Genomic DNA, 21,325 nt, shown 5'->3' with positions numbered 1-21,325 from the left:
CAAGGCCATGAACCAAGTCGCATTGGTAACCGGCGCCGGCCAGGGCCTGGGCCAGCGTTTCTGCGCCCGGCTGCTGGCCGCAGGCTTCGACGTAGTGGTCTCGGACCGTGACCTGGCACTTGCCCAGGCCACTGCCGAGCAGCTGCAAGGGCAGGCTGGACGCACGTTGGCGGTAAAGCTGGATGTCGCCAGCAAGGCCGATTTCGAGCAGGCCCTGGCCCAGGTGCTTGAGCGCTTCGGCGGCTTGCACGTGGTGGTGAACAACGCCGCCGTGACCAGGATCACGCCGCTGATGCAGATCAGCCCGGAAGAGTTCGACGCCGTGGTCGGCCTGAACTTGCGCAGCGTGTTCCTCGGCTGCCAGGTGTTCGGCGCGTACCTGGCCGAGGCCGGTTACGGGCGGATCATCAACATGGCTTCGCTGGCAGGGCAAAACGGCGGCACGGCCACCGGCGCGCACTATGCGGCGAGCAAGGGCGCGATCATCACCCTGACCAAGGTGTTTGCCAAGGAGTTTGCCGCTCGCGGCGTTACCGTCAATGCCATCGCCCCGGGCCCTGTCGACTCGCCAGCGGTGCATGCCGCGGTGCCGGTCGAACGGCTGCCGGGCCTTCTGGCCAACATTCCGGTACAGCGCCTGGGGGATGCCGACTTTCTGGGTGACCTGATCGTGCAACTGGCACGGCCCGAGGCCTATTTCACCACCGGGGCGACCTGGGATGTGAACGGCGGCTTGTTCATGCGTTGACATTGACGGGGCGCCCGCGCGCCCCTGGTTACTACAGGACACCGAGCATGAATGAAGAACTGTTGAACGTAGTCGTGCGCAAGCGCGAGATTCAAGGGGCCGACGTGGTCGTACTCGACCTTGGGCGAGCCGACGGCGCTGCCTTGCCGGCTTTCGAGGCCGGCGCGCACGTGGACATCCATGTGGCGCCCGGCCTGGTGCGCCAGTACTCGCTGTGCAGCGACCCGGCGGATGTGACGGTGTATCGCCTGGGCGTCTTGAAAGACCCGGCGTCCCGTGGTGGTTCGGTGGGTGTGCACGAGGCCCTGATGGAGGGGCGCGAGGTACAGATCAGCGCACCGCGCAACCTGTTCCCGTTGGCGGCTGGCGCCGCCCGTTCGATCCTGCTGGGTGGCGGCATCGGGATCACACCCATGATTGCCATGGCCCACGCCTTGCACCAGCAGGGCGCCGATTTCGAACTGCATTACTGTGGGCGCTCGCGTAGCCGCAGTGCGTTTCTCGAAGCGCTGGCCGATGCGCCATTCGCGGCACGGGTGGTTACCCATTTTGACGATGAAGAGGCGACGCAGCGCCTGAACCTGGCCGATGTACTCGGCGCTGGCATGCCCGGTACGCACCTGTACACCTGCGGCCCGTCGGGCTTCATGGACTGGGTGATCGCAGGAGCGCGCCAGCAGGGCTATGCCGAGGAGCACATTCACAAGGAGTACTTCCAGGTCGAGGTCGACGCCACTGGCCAGGGCTTCGAAGTGGTCGCTGCGCGCAGCAACAAGACTGTGCAGGTCGCCGAGGGCCAGACCATCCTCGATGCCTTGGCCCAGGTGGGTATACGCATCGATATTTCTTGCGAGCAGGGTGTGTGCGGCACCTGCATGTGCGAGGTACTCGAAGGCGAGCCCGACCATCGCGATGTGTACCTGACCGATGAAGAGAAGGCCGCGAACGACCAGATCCTGGTGTGCTGCTCGCGGGCCAAGTCGAACAAGCTGGTGCTGGATATCTGAGGAGCATGACCATGGTAGAGGTAACCCGTTTTCGCAACGCGATGGCCATGCTCGGTGGCGCCGTCTCGGTCATTACCACCGACGGCCCGGCCGGGCGCTTCGGCTTCACCGCTTCGGCGGTGTGCAGCGTGACCGACTCACCGCCCACCTTGCTGGTTTGCATGAACCGTGCTTCGTATTCCAACGAGCAGTTCAAGGCCAACGGCGCATTGTGCGTGAATGTGCTGGCCGGCACCCATCAGGAGTTGTCCGGGGTGTTCGCCAACCGCAACCTGAGCATGGAAGCACGCTTTGCCTCGACGTTGTGGACGGTCCTGGAGAGCGGGGCGCCGGTGATGCAGGAGGCGTTGGTGAACTTCGACTGCCGCATTGCCCAGGTGCATGAAGTTGGCTCGCACAGCATTTTCTACTGCGAGATCCAGGACATCCGCCAGGGCGGTGCCGATGATGGGCTGGTGTACTTCAACCGCGCGTATCACCGGGTGTGCGAAACCTCCAAGGCCTGCTGAACGCGCTCCTGCGGCCTAGAAGGTATCCAGGTTATGGAAAACCACTTCGAGCATCTTGTTCAACCGCTGCACCTGCGCCTCGGTCAGCCCCTTGAAGCTGCGCTGGAACAGGTCGCGGGTCACATCCTGCATGCGCGCGATGCTCTGCAGCCCAGCCTCGGTGATGCGTACCTGGGTCACGCGGCCGTCCTCGGGGCTGGGGGCGGTGTCGACCAGGCCGTCGTCTTTCATCCGATAGACGATTTTGGTGATGGTCGACAGCTTGGCGATGGCATGGGTGGAGATTTCGGAAATGCTCGATTCGCCGTTCTCGTTGAGGATCCACAATACGCGCCAGCGCGGCACGTCAAGGTCGATCTTCTTCAGCAGCCGTTCCATGTTCTGGGTGTAGCGGCCATGCACACGGGCCAGCCAGTAAAAAGGGAAGTCTTCCTTGCGAAACTCATCGCTGGCCGGATCGTGATGGCTGTGGCCTGTGTTCTTCGAAGTGCTCATCGCTTCACTACGTGTGCGGAAATAGTCGCGACATCATAGACGTTTCCATGCATTTGGCTATTACAAAGGTGCGCCTAGGTGCTGGAATATTCAGTTGACATTTCAAGTATCTGGCAAGGCTCCCTCATCCAAAGGGCGGTATGACAATGACAATAATCGTAGAACCCCTCGACCTTGGCGGCAGCGGCCCGCGGGTCGCGATCAAGGACACCATCGATGTCGCCGGCACCGCCACCCGTGCCTCTAGCCAAGCGCTGGAGGATGCGCCGTTGGCGGTGCGGCATGCCGAGGTGGTCAGCCACCTGCTGGCGGCCGGTGCGCGCTTGACTGCCAAGGTCGGCCTGCACGAGCTGGCCTTCGGCACTACCGGTATCAACCGCCACACCGGCACGGCGGCCAACCCGCGTTTTCCGGGGCGTATTCCCGGAGGCTCGTCCAGCGGCTCGGCGGCTGCAGTGGCTGCTGGCCTGGTCGACTTCAGCCTGGGCACCGACACCGGTGGTTCGGTGCGCGTGCCGGCCTGTTGCTGTGGCGTGTTCGGCTTGAAGCCGACCTTTGGCCGGGTCAGCCGCCAAGGGGTGATGCCGGCCAGCAGCAGCCTCGATTGTGTTGGCCCGTTCGCTGCGAGCCTACCGATGCTGGTGCGCGCCATGGCCATGATAGACCCGACGTTCGTGCCCGCCCAGGTACCTGCGAAGGCGCGTATCGGTGTGCTGCGGGTAACGGCTGAAGTGGGCATACATAAGGCGGTGCAGGGGGCACTCAGCGCCAGCGGCTTGCCGCTGGGCAATGTCGAGCTCAAGCATTTTGGCGCGGCGTATGAGGCTGGCATGGTGGTGATCAACCGCGAAACCTTCCAGGCCTGTGGCCACCTGCTGGAAACCGGCAAGGTTGGCAGTGACATCGCCGGGCGCCTGGCGGCGGCGGGGCAAACCCATGATGCCGCGCTGGCTGAGGCAGAGGCGGTACGCCAGCGGTTTACCGAGGAAGTCGACCAAGCCCTTGCCCGTTACGATGTACTGGCGTTGCCGACCATGCCGGACTTCCCGCTGCGGCTGGAGGAGGCCAGCGACACTCGCGCCGTACTGGGCATGACCTCGCTGGTGCGGCCGTTCAACCTGTCCGGGCACCCGGCGTTGAGCATCCCACTGGGTAGCGAGGCCGGCCTGCCGGTGGGCCTGCAACTGGTGGGGGCCAAAGGTGCGGACGAGAAGCTGTTGGCAGTGGCCGAGCGTTTGTTGCTCAACTTGTATGGCGGCAACGGGGGCAGCAATGACTGACTTGCATGAGTTGCAGGCCCGCTTGCAGGTGTTCGAGCGTCAGCAGGCCATTCGGGTGTGCATCAATCGCTATATGGAACTGTGCGATCAGCTCGATTGCAGCACCCCGCTGGACGAACTGGCTGGCTTGTTTACCCGTGAAGCCGTGTGGGAAGGCAAGGGCGCCCGGTATGCCGCCAGCTTTGGCGGCTACCGTGGCCGTGAGGCGATCCGTGCGATGTTTGCCACCTACATGAAAACCCCGGCGCACTTTGCCTTGAACGTGCACTTTCTCACCAGTGAGGTGATCGAGATGGACGGCGAGCAGGGTGTGGGGCGCTGGGTGATGTTGCAGACCAGCACCTTTGCCGACGGTGCATCGCACCTGAATGCTGCGCGGCTGACGGTGCGCTTTGCGCTGGAGGAGGGGCAGTGGCGCATGGCGCATTTTCAGACTGAGAACCAGTTCAGCCGACCGGTTACGGCCTGGAACAGTGAGGCCCCCTTGCCGGTGCCTAACGACTAAGCCCAGACGCGATCCCTGTAGGAGCGGTGCAAGTGCTTTAGAAGGTACTGACGAACACAACCTGGCTGTACAGGTTGTTGTTGTCATTGCCCAACTGTGTACCGCCTTGCTCGGCACTGCGCTCAGGCGTGTACAGCCCCACCAGTGGCACTATCATCAGGTGCTCGTTGAGGGTCCACTCCGCATACAGGTCCACCTCGTGGCCATCTACATTGCCCAGGCTGCGGTCGATCGTGTCGAACTTGAAGCCCATCAGCCCCACGTTCAGTGACGAAGCCGGGCTTACCGTCAACCCCACCTTCTGGATCCGCGCATTGCTGTTGAACGGCCCGGCATAGTTGCCCGCCACCTCGCCTTGAAACCAGGTGCCCAACCCACGGCCCAGGCCATAGAACAGCGTGTCGTATTGCTCCGAGAACCGGCTGTAGCGGTAGCTGACGTTCGGTGCCCAGGGCAGGTCGGCAAAGGTCCAGCCAGCTTCCAGATACCAGGCGTCTTCAGTCGCGGCGTGCGGTTTGTCCTGCTTGGCATATTCGCCAGACAGGAACAGGTTCTCCACCCCGGCATTGCCCTGGCCACGAATGCTGTAGGTCTTCATGCCGTCGCGTTCCTGCTGCATCGGCGAGGCGTATTGCTTGTCGATATGGGTGGTGTCGATGTAGGTCAGCCCGACCGTACCCGCGTCTGCCACATGCTCCAGGGTGGCCACATGCATTTCGGTGTTGGCCTGGGCGCGGTTGTCCGACTGCAGCCACATCAGATCGCCGCGCCAGCCTTTGCTGCCGCCAAGGCGCAACACGGCGGTTTTGTCGAAGCTCTTGCGCGCAGCCAGGTAGTACGCGCCGCCACGGTTGAACTCGCCATTAGCCAGGCCGTGGCCAACATTCAAGGAATCGCCCTGGATCAGGAAACCATCGCCTACCGCGACCATCTGCTTACCAAACGACAGGTCGATGCCGTCTTCGCCAAGCAGTGGCACCAGGTTGCCGGACTTCCAGCCCAGGTAGGCGTCCTCGATCTTGGTGGTGCGTTCGCTGCCATCGCTGAAGCCGGCGGCGTCGCCGTCGCCCCAGGTGCCAGAGCTGAGCAAGGCGAAAGCGCCGTACAGCGAACCGGCACTGCCCAGGCGTTGGTCACCGCTCAGGCCGTATTTTACATAGCCCTCGCGCCATGATGTGGAGCCGGGCTGGTCGCGCGCGACGGCGTAGCTTTCCTCGCTGTGGAATACACCGAACACGGCTTCGACATTGGCGTTCAGGTGGCGCTCGGCATCGCTGTAAAGCTCCTGCGCGCAGGTGCCCAGCGAAGCCCCGGCCAACAGTGCGGCCAAGGTGAGGCGGAATGGGCGGTGGTGCATGGTCTGGCTTCCTTTGTTATGGGTTTGGCAGAAGTCCTGAAGACATGCCAGTGATCATGCAGGAAGCCTCGGCGCGGGCTTTTGCCCTGGCTGCCAGTTGCCTTTGGCGTTGTGCCAGGCCGATAAAAACACAAGGCCCCGTGAAGGGGCCTTGGTGGGAATGCCTTGAAGGAATGCGTTATTTGAGCCCGGCGAGGAAGCAGGTCACCGCCTGGCGTTCGCCAGCATCCGGCAGCCCGGCGTAGGGCATGTAGGTGCCGGGGACTGCGGCCTGTGGTTGCTCGATGAAGGCGCCGATGGCTTGCGCCGTCCAGCTGGCCTGGCGGCTCTTCATGGCCTGCGAGTAGTTGGCGCCTGGCACGCTGCCAGGTGTACGGCCTACCACGTCGTGCAGGTTGGGGCCCATCATTGCCGGGCCGCCCTTTTGTGCCGAATGGCAGGCTGCGCAGTCACGGGCAAACACCTGTTCGCCTTGCTGGCGTTGTGGCGCGGCGCAGTCTTCGGCCAGGGCAAGGGGGCTGACCAGAGTGGCGAGCAGGAACGGGATTGCGAACTTGTGGGGGGCGAGGGTGGGCATCACGCACGGGTCCTGGGTGGGTTCTTGTCGGTATTCGGTTTGATTGTGCGCCAGCGTCGGTCGCTGGGTTTTGTTGTGCCTGCCAAGGTGTTTTCTGGTATTGCCACAGCGTTGTCGGTACCGCTCAATTGGCATGCTGACGCCGATACTCCCCAGGCGTTACCCCAAATCGCGCCTTGAATGCAGTGCTGAAATAGCTCGAATCCGAGAACCCCCAGGCATACCCCAGCGACGACACCTTCTGGTCCATCGCCGGGTTGCGCAGGTGCTCGGCGCAGAAGTCGAGGCGGCGGTTGCGGATGTACTGGGCAATCACCAAGCCATGCTTGGCAAAGATGCGGTACAGGCTACGCATCGAGATCCCCACTTCGCGGGCAATGAACTCGGGGGTGAGCTGTTCGCAGGTAATACGCTGGTCGATCAGCGCCAGGGCCTTGCGGAACATGCGCTCGTGGCTGCCGGGCACCGTGTCGTGGCTGATGGCTGGGCGCAGCAGGGCGATCAGTGCGTCGAGCACGGCCTGGCTCTCATGGTCGCTCATGTGCCGGGTACGCCCCGTTTCCAGCATCATCAGCCGGGCCATGTTGGCCAGCGGCGTTTGCGCCTCGATACGCTTGGCGCAGGCGACACCGGTGCCACGGGTGCCGCTTTCCACCCGCGCGCGCGGCAAGATCAGCGACAACTGCCGCGAGCGCTGGTGGAAGTGCATGTCCAATGGCGCGCTGGCGTCGATCAACGTGAGGTCGCCAGCCTGCAACTCGATGCGTGCACCCTGGTGTTCGATGTGCGACGTGCCGGCCATCTGCAGCACCGCATAGTAGTTGTCGGCACCGCTGGCGCGGATTTCCCGCGGGCCGCGGAACAGGTTCACCTGGGTCATGTCGACGATGCTCATGGAGATCTGGCCTGCCTGGCACTTTTCCAGCTGGCCGACGAACCCTGGGTCGAGCTTGCGGCCGTTGAAGTGGCCACAGGCTTCATTGACTTGGCTGAGCCAAGCCTGGAAACGGTCGTCGGTAATGCGGGTTGCAGGGATCATAGGGGCCTCGCACGGGGTAGCGTTGTAACGGGTCGCTTGGGCGACTCTTGGGAGATAAAGTTTAAAATTCACTTGAATATTCAAGCAAAAAGCGAGCCCTATTGCCGATACGAAACATGTGGATACACCCCAAGTCGTTGATATAAATAGCTATTAAATTTGTGTGCTGGGTCTGGTTTGCTCCTTGGTGGGATGTTTATGAGGGCTATTGGTGCAGCACTGTGCAGATACTTCCCACCCGATGTTTCGTCATCGCGACAATCTGACAGGCATAAAAAAGCCCGCTGAGCGGGCGGGCTGAAGGTACAACGCTTGCGTGATGCTTCAATGGCCAAGGCCGTCGCCGATGGCGATGCCCCTGGCCCGCATGTCTTCGATCAAGCCGGCGCGCACATGAGGCAGGTTCAGCATACTTTGCTGGCGCACACGGTGTACTTCCGCGCCGGTATAGGCCGCCCACTGTTCAGGCGAACTGTTACCGGCCATGCCATCGCGCATCAGCAACCAGTTGAGCAGGTCGGCGATCTGCTGGTCGTTCAGCGCCGACTGGGATATGCCCGGCACCCGCACCAGAAACTCGCGGCCACCGGGCACCCGCAGGAAGTTGCCGACAAAGCCCTGCATGCGCGGTGTGTCGTTGGCCGCCGAGCCTTCGCCATGGTCACGGTGGCAGCCGGCGCACTGCAATTGGTAGTTCACCGGCACCGAGTAGCCGGCCTGGGCGATCGGTACCGGTGGTACTTCGTTGCCGGGGGCAGGCCGCTGGTTGGGGTTGGGCAGGGTCCTGGCCTGGGCCACGGGGGCCAGCAGGCACAGGAGCAGCAACAGCGTCACACCGCGCATGGCGCTACACCGCCACGCCACGGATGATGGTGACGGTGCAGTTGTAGATCTTCGAGGCTGCACCCAGGCACCAGTTGATGTCGTTGTTGTTGAATGGCCGGTACAGCGGCTGTTCATCGTCGTTGCGCGAGCAGGCGCACTGGCCGCAAGCGTGCTTACCGCAGCAGTCGTTGTACGAGATGATGTAGTTCTTGCCGTCGGCCGGGTTGCGGCAGGTGCCGATCCAGGTCACCAGCGAGGCTTCGGTGCCAGGCGGGCAGGAGGTGATCGAGCCGCCGCAGCACGAACACAGGAAACCGTCGATCGAACAGTTGCGCCAGTAGTCGCAGCTGGTCGGGTCACCTGGGTCGCCCATCTTCGGCTGCTCGGCGGCCAATGCCTTGGCGGTGCGGTCGATGGGCAGCAGTACCGGCAGGGCGGCGCCGGCGACGATCAGCGAGCCCAGCCGCGCCAACACTTTGCGCCGCGAAGTGGTATCGGCGACATGGCGGCTGGAGCGTTCAAACAGTTTGTCGAGAAAACTCATGGTCGGCTCCGCGGTCAGTGCTGCGCGCTGTGCTGGTGGGTGTGGGCGTGTTCGTGGTCATGGCTGTGCGACGGGTCGCCGTGCAAGTAGTGCTGCAGGCTGGCGCTGCCCAGGTGCAGGGTTTCGAACAGGCTGTCCAGGTGTTCGCGCGAGTTGACCAGGCCTTTGGCGCGCAGGGTGCCGGCTGCGTCGATCAGTACGGCATAGGGCAGTTTGCCGATCTGGTAGGTCATGCCCACCTCCGGGCCGACTACGTAGCTGGCTTGCTGCAGGCCGTTGGCTTCGATCAGTGCCTGTTGCTCGGCGAAATCACCGTCGCTGACATAGATCACGTCCAGCGAACCGCTGTTGTCCCTGGCAATCGATTTCACCGCCGGCAGCAGCGATTTGCACACTGGGCAGCCGGGGGCGAGGAAGAACAGCAACTGCGAGCGTTCGCCGCGGTAGCCGATGTTCACCGGGCGGCCGTGGCGGTCGGCGGCAGTCACTTGTGGCGCGGGGTCGTTCACGGTGACGCCTTTGTCCACCATCAGCGCGCCGGCCGGGGCGATGCGCCCGTGCAGCACGCCAATCTGGCGCACGAGGGCCATGACGGTGAAGGCGACTGCGATCAGCAGCAGCCAGAGCAGGATGTTCGATGCGATAAGCAGTTGCATGGGGTTATCTCCCGTTCAATTTGGCAAGACGCGGTTGGTTGGCCAGCAGGCCATCCACCGCGACATGAAGCAGCAGCGCCACGGCTGCCGCCGCGCTCACCACGAAAATATCCAGCACGCCCAAGGCGCGTTCGGCCACGGGCCATGCGGCAAGGCCGGCGAGCAGGGCGATCACCAGGTTGCGCAGCAGCAACACCGGGCGCAGTGGCTGCGCGGCGCCGGGGCCAGAGCAACCGCAGTCGATGTCACGCCGGCCACGCCAAAGGTTCAGGCCGATGGCGCTGGCGTACAGCGCCATCAACAGCGCCACCCCCAGTGCTGCATCGGTGCGCCAGGCGGGCAGCAGCAGGGCCAGGGCCAAGGCCAGCTCGATCAGCGCCAGGCTGGCGGTGGCGCCTGGCGCCAGCGGAGCCGGCAGCAACTGATAGGCACGCACAATGGCGTTGAACGCGCGCCGGTCACGCAGCTTGTGGCTGGCAGCGCTGGCCAGCAGTGCGGCGAGTGCGGTGCTGCTGGCAATTACGAGGACAGGGTCGAGCATGGTCCGATCTCCTGCTTACCAAGGGGCCAGGGTGAGCACAGGGGTGTCGGTGATCTGGTCCATCGCGCCGCTGTGCTTGTTGCTGGTGAGGTCGAAGAACTGCACGCCGCCTTCCAGGTCGGTGGCCACCAGGATCGGTGCCTTGTCGTGGCTGGCTTGCAGGCTCCATACGGGTTTGGGCGAGTCCAGAGTGCCGAGCTTCTTGCCGGTCTTGAGGTCGAACGCCCAGATGGTGGTGCTCGGGTCTTCCCATTTGCCGTCGGTGTGCTGGTCGTGCATCAGTGCATACAAGCGGTTCAGGCCTGGTGCCACGGCCAGGGCCTGCCAGCCGCCCGGTGCCCAGCCTTGCTTGCGCTCTTCGTCGCTGACCAGCGACCAGGTGGGCAGCGGCTTGGCCTTGCCGCCCTCGAACGCCACCGGGTACACCTCACCCTGAGTGGTGGTGAAGTAGTAGGTGTCGCCGTTGGCGATGGCGCGTTCGTTGAGGCGCACCTTGTTCGGGTCGAAGAATGGCGTTTGCGTGCGTGATACTTCCTTGCCTGCGTCATCCAGGGTTACTACCAGCAGTTGGCCGTCACCGCACAGGGACGCAAAGCTGCGCTTGCCTACCGGGTAATTGAGCACGCAGCCGCTGATGGGCACTTCACTGGCGACCTTGCGCGCCTGGGTGTCTACCACGGTGACCGAAGTCGACGGCGTCAGGTTGAAGACGTAGGCCAGCTTGTTGTCGGCGCTGACACCCATGGCGTACTTCTCGGTCAGGGTCGAGGCGCGCTTGGCAGGCAGCACCACCTCCCAGGTCGGCTGCAGGGTCTGGGTGTCCCAGGCCACCAGCACATCCGTGCGTTCGCCGTAGGTGCCGCGCGAGTAGAACAGGTTGGCCGAATACAGCGTGCGGTTGTCCGGGCTCAGCGCGGTGGGGGCGACGAAGGCGTTGGTGGTCATGCCGAGCATGCGCTTGGCCTTGGGGTCCACCACCACCACCTTGCCGGCGATGGGGTTCTTGAAGTCCACATCCAGGATGTAGACCCGGTGAGGGTCTGGCGGGAACGGCAAGGTGTTGTGGCCGATCTCTTCGGCGGGCAGGTCGGCCCGCACCGCACTGCTGCCTGCCGCCAAGGCCAAGGCCAGGGCTGCCGAGATGCTGAGCCTGTCGACGCGACGCATTGGCTATCTCCGATGTTGTTATGGTTTGTGCAGAAATCGCAGTCATCGCAGTGTGCCGCCTGGCCAGCAGGGGGGATTTGGCCTGCGTGACATTCTCTTGAGGCTGCCTGACAAAACGCTGCAGAGGGCTGGCAGGCGGGCGGGCAGGCGCTTGAAGATCGGCCCGGCGCCACGTTGGCGCCGCCATCCAGGAGTGCATGTCATGAGCGATATCCCGCTGTTACCCGCCGTGGTCGAGTTCCTCGCCAGGCCCCATGGCCATTTCATCGAGGGCCGCTACCAGGCGGGCGAGGCCGGGCCTTCGGTGGACATTCACGACCCGTCCAGCGGCGCGGTCATCAGCCGTGTGGCCGAGGCAAGCGCTGCCGAGGTGGCACGTGCCGTGCGCAGCGCCCGGCAAGCCTTCAAGGGCAGCTGGGCCGAAGTCTCGCCATACCAGAAAGGCGTGGTGCTGAACCGCCTGGCCGACCTGATAGAGGCCAATGCCGAAGAGCTGGCGCAGTTGGAAACCCTGTGCTCGGGCAAGTCGATCAACCTGTCGCGCGGGCTGGAAATTGCCCAGAGCGTGGTGTTTTTGCGCTACTTCGCCGGTTGGGCGAGCAAGATCACCGGGCAGACCATGACCCCCTCGCTGCCTTCGTTTGGTGGTGAACGTTATACCGCCTTTACCCTGCGTGAGCCGGTGGGTGTGGTGGCCGGGATCGTGCCGTGGAATTTCTCGGTGATGATTGGCATCTGGAAGATCGCGTCGGCGCTGGTCACCGGCTGCACCATCGTGGTCAAGCCCAGCGAGTTCACCCCGCTGACCTTGCTGCGCATCGCCGAGCTGGCGGTCGAAGCCGGGGTACCGGCCGGCGCGTTCAACGTGGTCAACGGGCGCGGCCAAGCGGGCCAGATGCTGATCGAGCACCCCGAGGTGGCCAAGGTAGCGTTCACCGGCTCGGTGCCGACCGGCATCGCCGTGGGCAAGGCGGCCATGGCGGCCAACCTGACCCGCGCCACGCTGGAGCTGGGTGGCAAAAACGCGGCGGCGCTGTTGGCCGACGTGGATGTCGACGGCGCGGTAGCCGGCATCGTGCAAACGGCCTATGTGCACCAGGGGCAGGTGTGCGCCTCGCCGGAGCGCCTGTATGTGCACCGCAGCCGTGTGGACGAATTCACGGGCAAGCTGGCTGCCGCGCTGGGGCAATTGAAGATTGGTTCGGCACTGGACCCGGATGCCCAGTTCGGCCCTTTGGCCAATGCCACGCATCTGCAGAAGATTCTTGGCTTCTTCGAGCGGGCCCATGCTTCTAACACCGTGGTGTGCGGGGCCAAGGCCGTCGAGCGACCAGGTTACTTCGTCGAGCCCACGGTGGTGCTGGCCAACGACGCCCGCGACCCGTTGCTGCACGAAGAAACCTTTGGCCCGATCGTGTGCATATTGCCGTTCGATGACGAAGCGCAGTTGCTGGAAATGATGAATGACAGCCCTTACGGGCTGACCGCCAGCCTGTGGACCAACGACCTGTCCAAGGCTCTGCGCCTGATCCCGCAGATCGAGGCGGGTACGGTGTGGGTCAACATGCACACCTTCCTCGACCCGGCGGTGCCGTTTGGCGGGACCAAGGCATCGGGGGTAGGGCGTGAGTTCGGCAGTGCGTTCATCGAGGATTACACCGAACTGAAGTCGGTGATGATCAGGTACTGACCTGCCTACTGGCGCGCGCCTGTAAAGTGGGGCGCGCCCGGTTCCATGCAGTGGCGGTGAGTCATGGCGTAGAATTCAGGTTTTACCCGAGCCTTGCCCCATCATGCTGCCCATCGCGCTGCTGCCAACCACCGCCGACCAGGCCCCGCTGATCCGCAACCTCTACCAGTACTATTCCTATGAGTCGTCCGACTGGGAGCAGGAAGATGTCGAGGTGGATGGCCGCTTCTACATCCACGACGAGCACCTGCAACGCTACTGGCAGGACGACGGCTGGGCCGCGTACCTGGTGCTGGCGGACGGTTTCATCGCCGGCTTCGTGCTGGTGGAGCGCAGCGAACTGCGAGGTATCGATGCACGGGAGCTGGCCGATCTGTTCATCCTGAAAAAGTACCGCCGTCAGGGCATTGGCCAAGCGGTGGCGTTGCAGTTGCTGGGCGGCGAGGGTGACTGGCTGCTGCGCTGCTACGCCCAGGACCCGCCCGCCGTGGCGTTCTGCAAGGCCGTGCTGGCGAACCTGTCGCGCCCGGCACAGGCAATCGCCCTGGACGATGAACCGGACTTGCTCAATTTCCTGGTGAGCGGTGCCCGCCACTGAAGGGTGAGAAAGCGACATTTTTGTGAGCCACTTCACAAAATCGTCATGAGCGGCATAATGCCATCAACGCTTTCCAAAACCCGGCCGCCGCAAGCCGGGGTCCCTTTCATGCGCTTCGAAGGTTCAGGTAAAGTTCATGTCGCTAGCTGCAAACCCCGACATCATGTACCGGCTGTTGATCCAGAGCGTGGTGGATTACGCCATCTACCTGCTCACCCCCGAGGGTATCGTCGCCAACTGGAACCCCGGTGCCCAGCGCGCCAAGGGCTACCATGCCGATGAAATCGTCGGCCAGCATTACTCGCTGTTCTACACCGATGCCGAGCGCGCAGCCGGGTTGCCAGCGCTTAACCTGGAGCAGGCGCGCAGCACGGGGCGTTTTGAAGAAATGGGTTCGCGCCTGCGTAAAGATGGCTCGGCCTTTCTTGCCCATGTGGTGATTGAAGCGGTGTACGACGATGCCGGGCAACTGGTGGGTTTCGCCAAGGTCACCCGCGATGTTTCCGAGCGTCATCGCCAGGAACAGGAGTTGTTGCAGGCCAAGGAGCTGGCCGAGCAATACAGCCAGGAAATGGCCAAGCTCTCGCAGTTTCTTGATTCGGTGATCGCCAACATCCCCGCCAGCGTCATTGTCCAGGACCTGGAAAGCCAGCGCATCCTGCTGGCCAACCAGCAGGCCGAGCGCCTGTTTGGCGGGCCAGGGCGCAGCATGATTGGCCAGTTGCCCGGCGAATGCTTGGCACCGGCCGCTGCCGATTATCTGGAACAGCAGCTGGCGCGCGGTGCCCGCAGCCCCAAGGGGCATGCCGCTGAAACGCGTGTCGATACCGCCCGTGGCCCACGCACCTTGCGCAGCCGCACCTTGCTCAGTCAGAACCGCGAGGGCCAGGCCGACTACGTGTTGTTCGTAGCCGAAGATGCCACCGAAGAGCTGGCCGCCCATGCGCAGATCCACCACATGGCGCACCACGACGCGCTCACCGGGTTACCCAATCGCACGCTGTTCAATGAGCGCCTTCGCCAGGCGCTGGTGCGTGGTAGCGAAAACGCCAAGCTGACCGCCGCACTGTGCCTGGACTTGGACAACTTCAAGAACATCAACGACTCCCTCGGCCATGCCTTTGGCGACAAACTGCTGCGCGAGTTGGGCAAGCGCCTGCGCCGCGAGTTGCGTGAACACGACACCTTGGCCCGCTTGGGCGGTGACGAGTTTGCCGTGGTGCTGACGGGCCTGGAGGGGCGGGATGCCGCGTGCAACACCGCGCATCGCCTGATCAACGCCATCAGCCCGCCGTTCCAGATCGAAGGCCACCAGTTCAGCGTGGGGGTGAGCATCGGCATTGCCATCGCCCCGGATGACAACGACCAGGCCGAGCAGTTGCTGGGCTACGCCGACATGGCGTTGTACGAAGCCAAGCGCAATGGGCGAAACCGCTACGAGTGCTTCGACGTCGAATTGGACGTTGCCGCCCGCCAGCGCCGCCTGGTGGAAACCGACTTGCGCACCGCGTTGCACCTGGGCCAGTTGCAGTTGCATTACCAGCCGGTGGTCGACCAGCAGACCAGCAGCGTTACCGGTTATGAGGCGCTGCTGCGTTGGGAGCACCCGACTCGCGGCATGGTCATGCCCATGGACTTCATCCCCATTGCCGAAGAAACCGGACTGATCCATGAACTGGGCAACCGCGCACTCAACCTGGCCTGCCAGGAGGCTGCCAGTTGGGACAGTGAGCAGACGGTGTCGGTCAACCTGTCGGCGGTGCAGTTCAAGAACGCCAACCTGGTGCACACCGTGGCCTTGGCGCTGGCCGACTCGGGCCTGCCGGCGCAGCGACTGGAGCTGGAAATTACCGAGTCGGTATTGCTGGGCAACAGCGAGGAAAACGTGCGTACCCTGCGTGCGTTGAAAGACCTGGGTGTGTCCATTTCTCTGGACGACTTTGGCACCGGTTACTCATCGTTGGGTTACCTGCGTTCGTTCCCGTTCGACCGGATCAAGATCGACAAGTCGTTCGTGCATGACATGTGCGACAGCCGCGAAGCGATGTCGATCATCCGCGCCATTACCGACCTGTCCAACAGTTTGATGATCAAGACCACGGCCGAAGGTGTGGAGTCAGAGGAACAGATGCGCCGGCTGGCGGCGGAGGGCTGCTCGCACTTTCAGGGCTACCTGTACGGGCGGCCAGCGCCGGCGAGCGAGCGGTTGAAGCAGGTGGTAACCCTGAGCTAACCCGATGCGCGGTCGTGCAAGGGACCGCGCCAGCTTTCAAGGTTAACTGTTCCAGTCCGGCGCAAACGCCGGGCTCACCACGCGCTGATCTTTCGGCAGCCCGGCAATCGCCGCGCGGTCGTCTTCATCCAGCTGCACATTCAACGCTGCCAGGTTGGCCAGCTGGTTTTCCCGGCTGCTAGCCTTGGGGATCGCCGCCACGCCGTCCTGGTCCAGCAGCCATTTCAGCGCCACCTGGCTGGGCAGCACGCCATGCTTGCGGGCAATCGCCTGGATCACCGGCTGCGCGGCTGCCTGGCCACGTGCCAGCGGCGTATAGGCAGTGAGCAACAGGTCATGGCTGCGGGCGTAGTCGAGCAGCGGTTGCTGGCCGAGCAGCACGTGGTATTCCACCTGAATGGCCGACAATGGCGCACCCAGCGTTTCCACCACCTGGCGCAGCAGCCCCAGCGGGAAGTTGGCCACACCGATGTGGCGCGTCTTGCCCTCGTCACGCAGGGCTACCAGGGTGTCGATGCTGCGGGCCAGGTCCCAGTCCTTGCCGGGCCAGTGGATGTGAAACAGGTCAACCTGTTCGGTACCCAGCGCGCGCAGGCTGTCTTCCAGCGACTGGCGCATGGCTTTGGGCTCCAGGCGGTCCCACCAAACCTTGGTGGTCAGATGGATTTGCTCGCGTGGCACATCGCTGTCGCGCAGCGCCTGGCCAACGGCCGCTTCGTTTTCGTAGGCAGTGGCGGTGTCGATGTGTCGGTAACCCACGTCCAGTGCCTGGTGCACGGCCTGGGTGCATTCACTGCCGGTCATCGGCCAGGTGCCCAGGCCGATTGCAGGCAGGTCCAGGCCGTTACGGGTGGTGAGCCTTTGCATGTAAATTCCTTGTAGAGGGTGCAGGAGGTGGGTCGATGGTCGGTGATCAACAGCACACGGGCCATGCGTGCAAGGTGGAAAGTGGTCGATCAGCGAACAGAAATCGCACTCAGCCTGGACAAGCGGTAAATCAACTTCCTTATGCTGCGGCATCTCTTCTAGAATTCGAGCTGTTGCATCCGCCAGGCCAGGCCTGCGCGGCCTTCCCTGGGCGTGGCATGGCGCCGCGCCGTCATCGAGAGAGCCATGAGTTCCAGCACACCGCTGTCCGGCGTCAACCAACCCCTGCGCGGCATAGCCTTGGTGGTGGTGGCGACGTTCCTGTTCGCCAGCCACGATGCCTTGTCCAAATTCCTCGGCGGCCTGTACCCGATCGTCATGGTGGTGTGGGCGCGTTATGTGGTGCATACGCTGCTGATGGCCGGCATCTTCCTGCCCAAGTCTGGCCTGAACGTATTGCGCACCCGTCGGCCGCTACTGCAAACCTTGCGGGCCCTGAGCCTGTTGAGTACCAGCCTGCTGTTTACCACCGGCCTTCAGTATTTGCCGCTGGCCGAGGCGACGGCGGTCAACTTCCTTGCCCCGGTGCTGGTCACCGCGCTGTCGGCGCCGCTGCTCAAAGAGCGGGTGACGGTGGGGCAGTGGGTGGCGGTGGTACTGGGTTTCATTGGCGTACTGGTGGTGGTGCACCCGGGTGGGGCGATGTTTACCCCGGCCATTCTGTACCCGTTCGGTTCGGCGTTGGGTTTTTGCTTCTACCAATTGCTGACGCGCATCCTTGCCGCGCATGACAGCCCGACCACCAGCAACTTCTATGCAGGGCTGTGCAACACCTTGGCTATGAGTGCACTGGTGCCGTTCTTCTGGGAGGTGCCGCGTTGGGACCATGCCCTGCTGATGCTGGCACTGGGCGGCTTCGGCATGACCGCGCACCTGCTGCTGACCCAAGCCTTCCGCCATGCGGCGCCGGCGTTGCTGGCGCCGTTCAGCTATTGCCAGATCGTGTTTGCCGGGTTGCTTGGGTTTGTCGTCTATAGCCAGGTGCCGGATACCTTGAGCCTGGTGGGTATTTCGGTGATCTGCCTCAGTGGGTTGGGCGCGGCGTGGATGCAGCGGGGCAAGTAAGGCTGCTTCAGCTACCGGGCCATGAACTGCAGAATGCGCTCGCGTAGCCAGCGCTCGGCTGGGTCGTTGTCCTGGGCGCCGCTCCAGACCATCGACAGCTCGGCTTCGGTGATATCGAACGGCGCCGGGTCGGCGCGCAGGCTGCCGTCGTCGGCCAAGGCGCAGGCGGCATAGTCCGGGACCGTGGCGATCATCTCGGTGTTGCGCAGCAAGGCGCGCAGGCTAGCGAATTGCGGTACCGCCAGCACCACCTTGCGGCAACGGCCAATGCGCGCAAGGTCCAGGTCTATGTTGCCGCTCATGTCGCCGGAAAACGACACCATCACATGCGGGCGGGCGCAGTACTCGTCGAGGGTCAACGGGCCGGGGCGGTCATCGGCGCGCAGCACCCGCACGCCGATGTCGCGCAGCTTGCGGCGCTTGGCCGTGGCCGGCAGGTCGGTGGTGTAGCTTACGCCTACCGAGATTTCGCCACTGGCCAGCAGGCCAGGCATCAGCAGGAAGTTGGCCCGCCGTACCACGACGCTGATGTCTGGGGCCTCTTCGCGCAGGGCTTGCAGCAGGGCCGGAAACAGGCCGAACTCGGCATCGTCCGACAGGCCCAGGCGGAACACGTTGCTGCTGTTGGTGGGGTCGAACTCACGGGCGCGGCTGATGGCGGCGGATATCACGTCCATGGCCGGGCCCAGCTCGGCGAAAATCTGCATGGCCCGTGGTGTGGGTTCCATGGCGCGGCCACTGCGGATCAGCAACGGGTCGTCGAACAGTTCGCGCAGGCGGGCGAGGGCGGCGCTGACAGTGGATTGAGTGATGAACAGCTTTTCGCCGACGCGGGTCAGGTTGCGCTCGATCATCAGGGCTTCGAACAGCACCAGCAGGTTCATGTCGACGCGGCGGAGGTCGTTGCGGTTCATTGGCTTCAGGTTCCGGGAATAGAGGGCTGGCGGTGAATTGAAGCATGCGGGAGGCCGGCTTGCATCGTACGAATGTGCCGGCCTCTTGGTGGGCTGGTCGCGCCGCTGTTCAGGCTCACCTGACAGAGCCAGCCTATCAAGCTCCAACAGCCACTCTATTAGAACTCTGCCCAAGCTCGGCTAGTCTTTCCCGTGGCCCCGCGACTTCCGCGACCGGGCGGCGTGACAGCACCTGTGTGCAACGCCGCGCCAACCCGTCGTGACAGCTTCGCAAGCCCCGTGTAGACCTGATGAGGGGTGGCACGAGCCCACATGCTCGGCTGAAAGAACACCTGGCATAGACCGGAAATCTGGATAACCGACCCAAAGGTACCCGCAGATGTCGAACGAATCGAAATGCCCGTTCCATCAAACCGCAGGTGGCGGCACCACCAACCGTGACTGGTGGCCTGACCAGCTCAACCTGAGAATTCTTCACCAGCATTCCTCGAAGTCCAGCCCCGACCCGGACTTCGACTATGCCAAGGCATTCAAGAGCCTCGACTTCCAGGCCCTGAAAAAAGACCTCACCGCCTTGATGACCGACTCGCAAGACTGGTGGCCCGCTGACTTCGGCCACTACGGCCCGCTGTTCATTCGCATGGCCTGGCACAGCGCCGGCACCTACCGCATTGGCGATGGCCGCGGTGGCGCGGGCTCTGGCCAGCAACGTTTCGCCCCGCTCAACAGCTGGCCCGACAACGTCAGCCTGGACAAGGCACGGCGCTTGCTGTGGCCGATCAAGCAGAAGTACGGCAACAAGATTTCCTGGGCCGACTTGATCGTGCTCACCGGCAACGTTGCCCTGGAGTCCATGGGCTTCAAGACGTTTGGCTTCTCTGGCGGGCGCGCCGATGTGTGGGAGCCGGACGAAGATGTGTACTGGGGTTCGGAAAAGGTTTGGCTAGGCGGCGACACCCGCTACGGCAAGGATCAGCTCAAGGCGCAGGCGCCAGGCCAGGGTGACCTGGTGGCCGAGCCTGCCAAGCATGGCGAAGAACAGAACCGCGACCTGTCGGCCGAGCGGAACCTGGAGAACCCGCTGGCCGCCGTGCAGATGGGCCTGATCTACGTGAACCCGGAAGGCCCGGAAGGTAACCCCGACCCGGTGGCCTCGGGCAAGGACATCCGTGAAACCTTTGGCCGCATGGCCATGAACGATGAAGAAACCGTGGCGCTGATCGCCGGCGGCCACGCCTTCGGCAAAACCCATGGTGCCGGCCCCGCCGACAACGTGGGCCCCGAGCCCGAAGCGGCAGGCCTTGAGCTGCAAGGGCTGGGTTGGGCCAACAAGTTTGGCACTGGCAAGGGCGGCGATGCCATCACCAGTGGCTTGGAAGTGATCTGGACCTCCACCCCGACGAAGTGGAGCAACGAATACCTGAATAACCTGTTCAACTTTGAGTGGGAACTGACCAAGAGCCCGGCGGGCGCACACCAGTGGCGGCCGAAAGAGGGCAAAGGGGCGGGAACGGTGCCCGACGCGCACGATCCGGGCAAAAAGCATGCACCGTCGATGCTGACCTCCGACCTGGCGCTGCGCTTCGACCCGATCTACGAACCGATCGCCCGCCGCTTCAAGGACAACCCTGACCAGTTGGCGGACGCCTTTGCCCGTGCCTGGTACAAGCTGATTCACCGCGACATGGGGCCGCTGGCACGCTACCTGGGCCCAGAAATGCCCAATGAAGAGTTGCTGTGGCAAGACCCGCTGCCCAAAGCCGACCCATCCACGATCGGCGAGCAAGACATCGCGGCCCTCAAAGCCAAGGTGCTGGCCTCGGGCTTGAGTGTGGGTGAGCTGGTCTCCACCGCCTGGGCCTCCGCGTCAACCTTCCGTGGCTCCGACAAACGTGGTGGTGCCAATGGCGCTCGCTTGCGCCTGGCGCCGCAGAAGGGCTGGGCTGCAAACCAGGGTGTGGACAAGGTGCTGGCGGCACTGGAAAAAATCCAAGGCGAGTTCAACAACGGCGGCAAGAAAATCTCCCTGGCCGACCTGATTGTACTGGCGGGTACCGCAGCGGTTGAAAAGGCCGCCAAGGATGCCGGTTACAGTGGCAGCGTGGGCTTCCGCCCAGGCCGGGTCGATGCGTCTGAGGCGCAGACCGACGTCGAGTCGTTCGCCGTGCTGGAACCGCTGGCCGATGGGTTCCGTAACTTCAGCAAGGCCCGCTACAGCGTCAAGGCCGAGAAGCTGCTGCTGGACAAGGCCCAGTTGCTGACCCTGACCGCGCCGGAACTCACCGTGCTGGTGGGTGGCCTGCGTGTGCTCGGCGCCAACCATGGCGGCAGCAAGCTCGGTGTGTTCACCGACAAGCCGGGCACCCTGAGCAACGACTTCTTCCGCAACCTGCTGGACATGAGCGTGGAGTGGAAGCCTACCTCGGCGGACAATGAAACCTTTGAAGGCCGTGACCGCAAGACAGGGCAGGTGAAGTGGAGCGGTAGCCGGGTCGATCTGGTGTTTGGTTCGCATGCCCAGTTGCGGGCGTTGAGCGAGGTGTATGGCAGTAGTGATGGTGCTGACAAGTTTGTGCGGGACTTTGTCGCGGCTTGGCAGAAGGTCATGGAGCTGGATCGTTTTGACCTGAAATAGTGTTATTTGAAGC

General features: G+C 63.5%; 21 protein-coding genes. 10 read left to right on the top strand and 11 right to left on the bottom strand.

Translation table 11 applies throughout. The annotated features are described in order from the left end of the window. Positions 1 to 7 precede the first annotated feature (7 nt). Genes Q9451_RS19135 through Q9451_RS19125 form a run of 3 tightly spaced genes read left to right on the top strand, consistent with a single transcriptional unit; the run spans position 8 to position 2,264 of the window. Positions 8 to 748: an SDR family NAD(P)-dependent oxidoreductase gene (locus tag Q9451_RS19135; RefSeq protein ID WP_012271860.1), complete on the top strand. Its 741-nt coding sequence runs from the start codon at positions 8 to 10 to the stop codon at positions 746 to 748. A 47-nt stretch (positions 749 to 795) separates the two neighbouring features. Beyond that, on the top strand, positions 796 to 1,755 hold the full coding sequence (locus tag Q9451_RS19130; RefSeq protein WP_012271861.1) for a PDR/VanB family oxidoreductase: 960 nt from the start codon (positions 796 to 798) through the stop codon (positions 1,753 to 1,755). A gap of 11 nt (positions 1,756 to 1,766) precedes the next feature. Next, positions 1,767 to 2,264: a flavin reductase gene (locus Q9451_RS19125; RefSeq protein WP_012271862.1), complete on the top strand. Its 498-nt coding sequence runs from the start codon at positions 1,767 to 1,769 to the stop codon at positions 2,262 to 2,264. 15 nt (positions 2,265 to 2,279) lie between these two features. Here the strand turns inward: Q9451_RS19125 and Q9451_RS19120 are convergent, their stop codons facing one another. Next, entirely contained in the window at positions 2,280 to 2,759 is a 480-nt protein-coding gene (locus Q9451_RS19120) for a MarR family transcriptional regulator (protein ID WP_012271863.1), read from the bottom strand. Positions 2,760 to 2,905: 146 nt separating this feature from the next. Between Q9451_RS19120 and Q9451_RS19115 the strand changes: the two genes are divergently transcribed. Both Q9451_RS19115 and Q9451_RS19110 read left to right on the top strand, forming a co-directional pair. Next, positions 2,906 to 4,039: an amidase gene (locus Q9451_RS19115; protein ID WP_041166472.1), complete on the top strand. Its 1,134-nt coding sequence runs from the start codon at positions 2,906 to 2,908 to the stop codon at positions 4,037 to 4,039. Then, positions 4,032 to 4,544: a nuclear transport factor 2 family protein gene (locus Q9451_RS19110; protein ID WP_012271865.1), complete on the top strand. Its 513-nt coding sequence runs from the start codon at positions 4,032 to 4,034 to the stop codon at positions 4,542 to 4,544. The genes Q9451_RS19115 and Q9451_RS19110 overlap by 8 nt, the downstream gene beginning before the upstream one ends. A gap of 37 nt (positions 4,545 to 4,581) precedes the next feature. On the opposite strand, the gene Q9451_RS19105 is transcribed toward Q9451_RS19110, so the two are convergent. The 8 genes from Q9451_RS19105 to Q9451_RS19070 all read right to left on the bottom strand — a co-directional run bounded on the left by Q9451_RS19105 (position 4,582) and on the right by Q9451_RS19070 (position 11,250). Beyond that, positions 4,582 to 5,901, bottom strand: a complete 1,320-nt coding sequence (locus Q9451_RS19105) for a hypothetical protein (protein WP_012271866.1) — start codon at positions 5,899 to 5,901, stop codon at positions 4,582 to 4,584. 178 nt (positions 5,902 to 6,079) lie between these two features. Further along, positions 6,080 to 6,478, bottom strand: a complete 399-nt coding sequence (locus tag Q9451_RS19100) for a c-type cytochrome (protein ID WP_012271867.1) — start codon at positions 6,476 to 6,478, stop codon at positions 6,080 to 6,082. 124 nt (positions 6,479 to 6,602) lie between these two features. Then, positions 6,603 to 7,517: a transcriptional regulator FeaR gene (gene feaR / locus Q9451_RS19095; protein ID WP_012271868.1), complete on the bottom strand. Its 915-nt coding sequence runs from the start codon at positions 7,515 to 7,517 to the stop codon at positions 6,603 to 6,605. A gap of 324 nt (positions 7,518 to 7,841) precedes the next feature. Then, entirely contained in the window at positions 7,842 to 8,360 is a 519-nt protein-coding gene (locus Q9451_RS19090; RefSeq protein ID WP_012271869.1) for a hypothetical protein, read from the bottom strand. 4 nt (positions 8,361 to 8,364) lie between these two features. Beyond that, the gene (locus Q9451_RS19085; RefSeq protein ID WP_012271870.1) at positions 8,365 to 8,886 is read right to left on the bottom strand and encodes a methylamine dehydrogenase light chain; all 522 of its coding nucleotides are present in this window, start codon (positions 8,884 to 8,886) and stop codon (positions 8,365 to 8,367) included. A gap of 14 nt (positions 8,887 to 8,900) precedes the next feature. Beyond that, positions 8,901 to 9,542, bottom strand: a complete 642-nt coding sequence (gene mauD, locus Q9451_RS19080) for a methylamine dehydrogenase accessory protein MauD (protein WP_012271871.1) — start codon at positions 9,540 to 9,542, stop codon at positions 8,901 to 8,903. 4 nt (positions 9,543 to 9,546) lie between these two features. Beyond that, positions 9,547 to 10,083: a MauE/DoxX family redox-associated membrane protein gene (locus Q9451_RS19075; RefSeq protein WP_012271872.1), complete on the bottom strand. Its 537-nt coding sequence runs from the start codon at positions 10,081 to 10,083 to the stop codon at positions 9,547 to 9,549. Positions 10,084 to 10,098: 15 nt separating this feature from the next. Beyond that, on the bottom strand, positions 10,099 to 11,250 hold the full coding sequence (locus tag Q9451_RS19070; protein ID WP_012271873.1) for an amine dehydrogenase large subunit: 1,152 nt from the start codon (positions 11,248 to 11,250) through the stop codon (positions 10,099 to 10,101). A gap of 202 nt (positions 11,251 to 11,452) precedes the next feature. Between Q9451_RS19070 and Q9451_RS19065 the strand changes: the two genes are divergently transcribed. From Q9451_RS19065 to Q9451_RS19055, 3 genes are all read left to right on the top strand, one after another. After that, entirely contained in the window at positions 11,453 to 12,940 is a 1,488-nt protein-coding gene (locus tag Q9451_RS19065) for an aldehyde dehydrogenase family protein (RefSeq protein WP_012271874.1), read from the top strand. Between the two features lie 103 nt (positions 12,941 to 13,043). Beyond that, the gene (locus tag Q9451_RS19060; protein ID WP_012271875.1) at positions 13,044 to 13,538 is read left to right on the top strand and encodes a GNAT family N-acetyltransferase; all 495 of its coding nucleotides are present in this window, start codon (positions 13,044 to 13,046) and stop codon (positions 13,536 to 13,538) included. Between the two features lie 136 nt (positions 13,539 to 13,674). After that, positions 13,675 to 15,771: an EAL domain-containing protein gene (locus tag Q9451_RS19055; protein WP_012271876.1), complete on the top strand. Its 2,097-nt coding sequence runs from the start codon at positions 13,675 to 13,677 to the stop codon at positions 15,769 to 15,771. A 42-nt stretch (positions 15,772 to 15,813) separates the two neighbouring features. Here the strand turns inward: Q9451_RS19055 and Q9451_RS19050 are convergent, their stop codons facing one another. Further along, the gene (locus tag Q9451_RS19050) at positions 15,814 to 16,638 is read right to left on the bottom strand and encodes an aldo/keto reductase (protein ID WP_012271877.1); all 825 of its coding nucleotides are present in this window, start codon (positions 16,636 to 16,638) and stop codon (positions 15,814 to 15,816) included. A 246-nt stretch (positions 16,639 to 16,884) separates the two neighbouring features. Here Q9451_RS19050 and Q9451_RS19045 point away from each other — a divergent pair, with 246 nt between their 5' ends. Continuing rightward, positions 16,885 to 17,763: a DMT family transporter gene (locus Q9451_RS19045; protein ID WP_012271878.1), complete on the top strand. Its 879-nt coding sequence runs from the start codon at positions 16,885 to 16,887 to the stop codon at positions 17,761 to 17,763. An 11-nt stretch (positions 17,764 to 17,774) separates the two neighbouring features. On the opposite strand, the gene Q9451_RS19040 is transcribed toward Q9451_RS19045, so the two are convergent. Next, positions 17,775 to 18,677 (bottom strand): LysR family transcriptional regulator, encoded by a 903-nt coding sequence (locus tag Q9451_RS19040; RefSeq protein WP_345960706.1) that lies wholly within the window; start codon positions 18,675 to 18,677, stop codon positions 17,775 to 17,777. Between the two features lie 379 nt (positions 18,678 to 19,056). Between Q9451_RS19040 and katG the strand changes: the two genes are divergently transcribed. Then, a complete protein-coding gene (katG, locus tag Q9451_RS19035; RefSeq protein ID WP_012271880.1) occupies positions 19,057 to 21,312 on the top strand; it encodes a catalase/peroxidase HPI in 2,256 nt (751 codons plus the stop codon). The last annotated feature ends 13 nt before the right edge of the window (positions 21,313 to 21,325 follow it).

The sequence above is a fragment of the Pseudomonas sp. NY8896 genome (assembly GCF_039634505.1).
This window is presented reverse-complemented; position numbering and strand designations above follow the sequence as displayed.

Excerpts from the sequence above, each read along its gene's own strand:
- Q9451_RS19135 (WP_012271860.1), top strand. The coding sequence starts at position 8 with ATGAACCAAGTCGCATTGGTAACCGGCGCCGGCCAGGGCCTGGGCCAG.
- Q9451_RS19130 (WP_012271861.1), top strand. The coding sequence starts at position 796 with ATGAATGAAGAACTGTTGAACGTAGTCGTGCGCAAGCGCGAGATTCAA.
- Q9451_RS19125 (WP_012271862.1), top strand. The coding sequence starts at position 1,767 with ATGGTAGAGGTAACCCGTTTTCGCAACGCGATGGCCATGCTCGGTGGC.
- Q9451_RS19120 (WP_012271863.1), bottom strand. The coding sequence starts at position 2,759 with ATGAGCACTTCGAAGAACACAGGCCACAGCCATCACGATCCGGCCAGC.
- Q9451_RS19115 (WP_041166472.1), top strand. The coding sequence starts at position 2,906 with ATGACAATAATCGTAGAACCCCTCGACCTTGGCGGCAGCGGCCCGCGG.
- Q9451_RS19110 (WP_012271865.1), top strand. The coding sequence starts at position 4,032 with ATGACTGACTTGCATGAGTTGCAGGCCCGCTTGCAGGTGTTCGAGCGT.
- Q9451_RS19105 (WP_012271866.1), bottom strand. The coding sequence starts at position 5,901 with ATGCACCACCGCCCATTCCGCCTCACCTTGGCCGCACTGTTGGCCGGG.
- Q9451_RS19100 (WP_012271867.1), bottom strand. The coding sequence starts at position 6,478 with ATGCCCACCCTCGCCCCCCACAAGTTCGCAATCCCGTTCCTGCTCGCC.
- feaR (WP_012271868.1), bottom strand. The coding sequence starts at position 7,517 with ATGATCCCTGCAACCCGCATTACCGACGACCGTTTCCAGGCTTGGCTC.
- Q9451_RS19090 (WP_012271869.1), bottom strand. The coding sequence starts at position 8,360 with ATGCGCGGTGTGACGCTGTTGCTGCTCCTGTGCCTGCTGGCCCCCGTG.
- Q9451_RS19085 (WP_012271870.1), bottom strand. The coding sequence starts at position 8,886 with ATGAGTTTTCTCGACAAACTGTTTGAACGCTCCAGCCGCCATGTCGCC.
- mauD (WP_012271871.1), bottom strand. The coding sequence starts at position 9,542 with ATGCAACTGCTTATCGCATCGAACATCCTGCTCTGGCTGCTGCTGATC.
- Q9451_RS19075 (WP_012271872.1), bottom strand. The coding sequence starts at position 10,083 with ATGCTCGACCCTGTCCTCGTAATTGCCAGCAGCACCGCACTCGCCGCA.
- Q9451_RS19070 (WP_012271873.1), bottom strand. The coding sequence starts at position 11,250 with ATGCGTCGCGTCGACAGGCTCAGCATCTCGGCAGCCCTGGCCTTGGCC.
- Q9451_RS19065 (WP_012271874.1), top strand. The coding sequence starts at position 11,453 with ATGAGCGATATCCCGCTGTTACCCGCCGTGGTCGAGTTCCTCGCCAGG.
- Q9451_RS19060 (WP_012271875.1), top strand. The coding sequence starts at position 13,044 with ATGCTGCCCATCGCGCTGCTGCCAACCACCGCCGACCAGGCCCCGCTG.
- Q9451_RS19055 (WP_012271876.1), top strand. The coding sequence starts at position 13,675 with ATGTCGCTAGCTGCAAACCCCGACATCATGTACCGGCTGTTGATCCAG.
- Q9451_RS19050 (WP_012271877.1), bottom strand. The coding sequence starts at position 16,638 with ATGCAAAGGCTCACCACCCGTAACGGCCTGGACCTGCCTGCAATCGGC.
- Q9451_RS19045 (WP_012271878.1), top strand. The coding sequence starts at position 16,885 with ATGAGTTCCAGCACACCGCTGTCCGGCGTCAACCAACCCCTGCGCGGC.
- Q9451_RS19040 (WP_345960706.1), bottom strand. The coding sequence starts at position 18,677 with ATGAACCGCAACGACCTCCGCCGCGTCGACATGAACCTGCTGGTGCTG.
- katG (WP_012271880.1), top strand. The coding sequence starts at position 19,057 with ATGTCGAACGAATCGAAATGCCCGTTCCATCAAACCGCAGGTGGCGGC.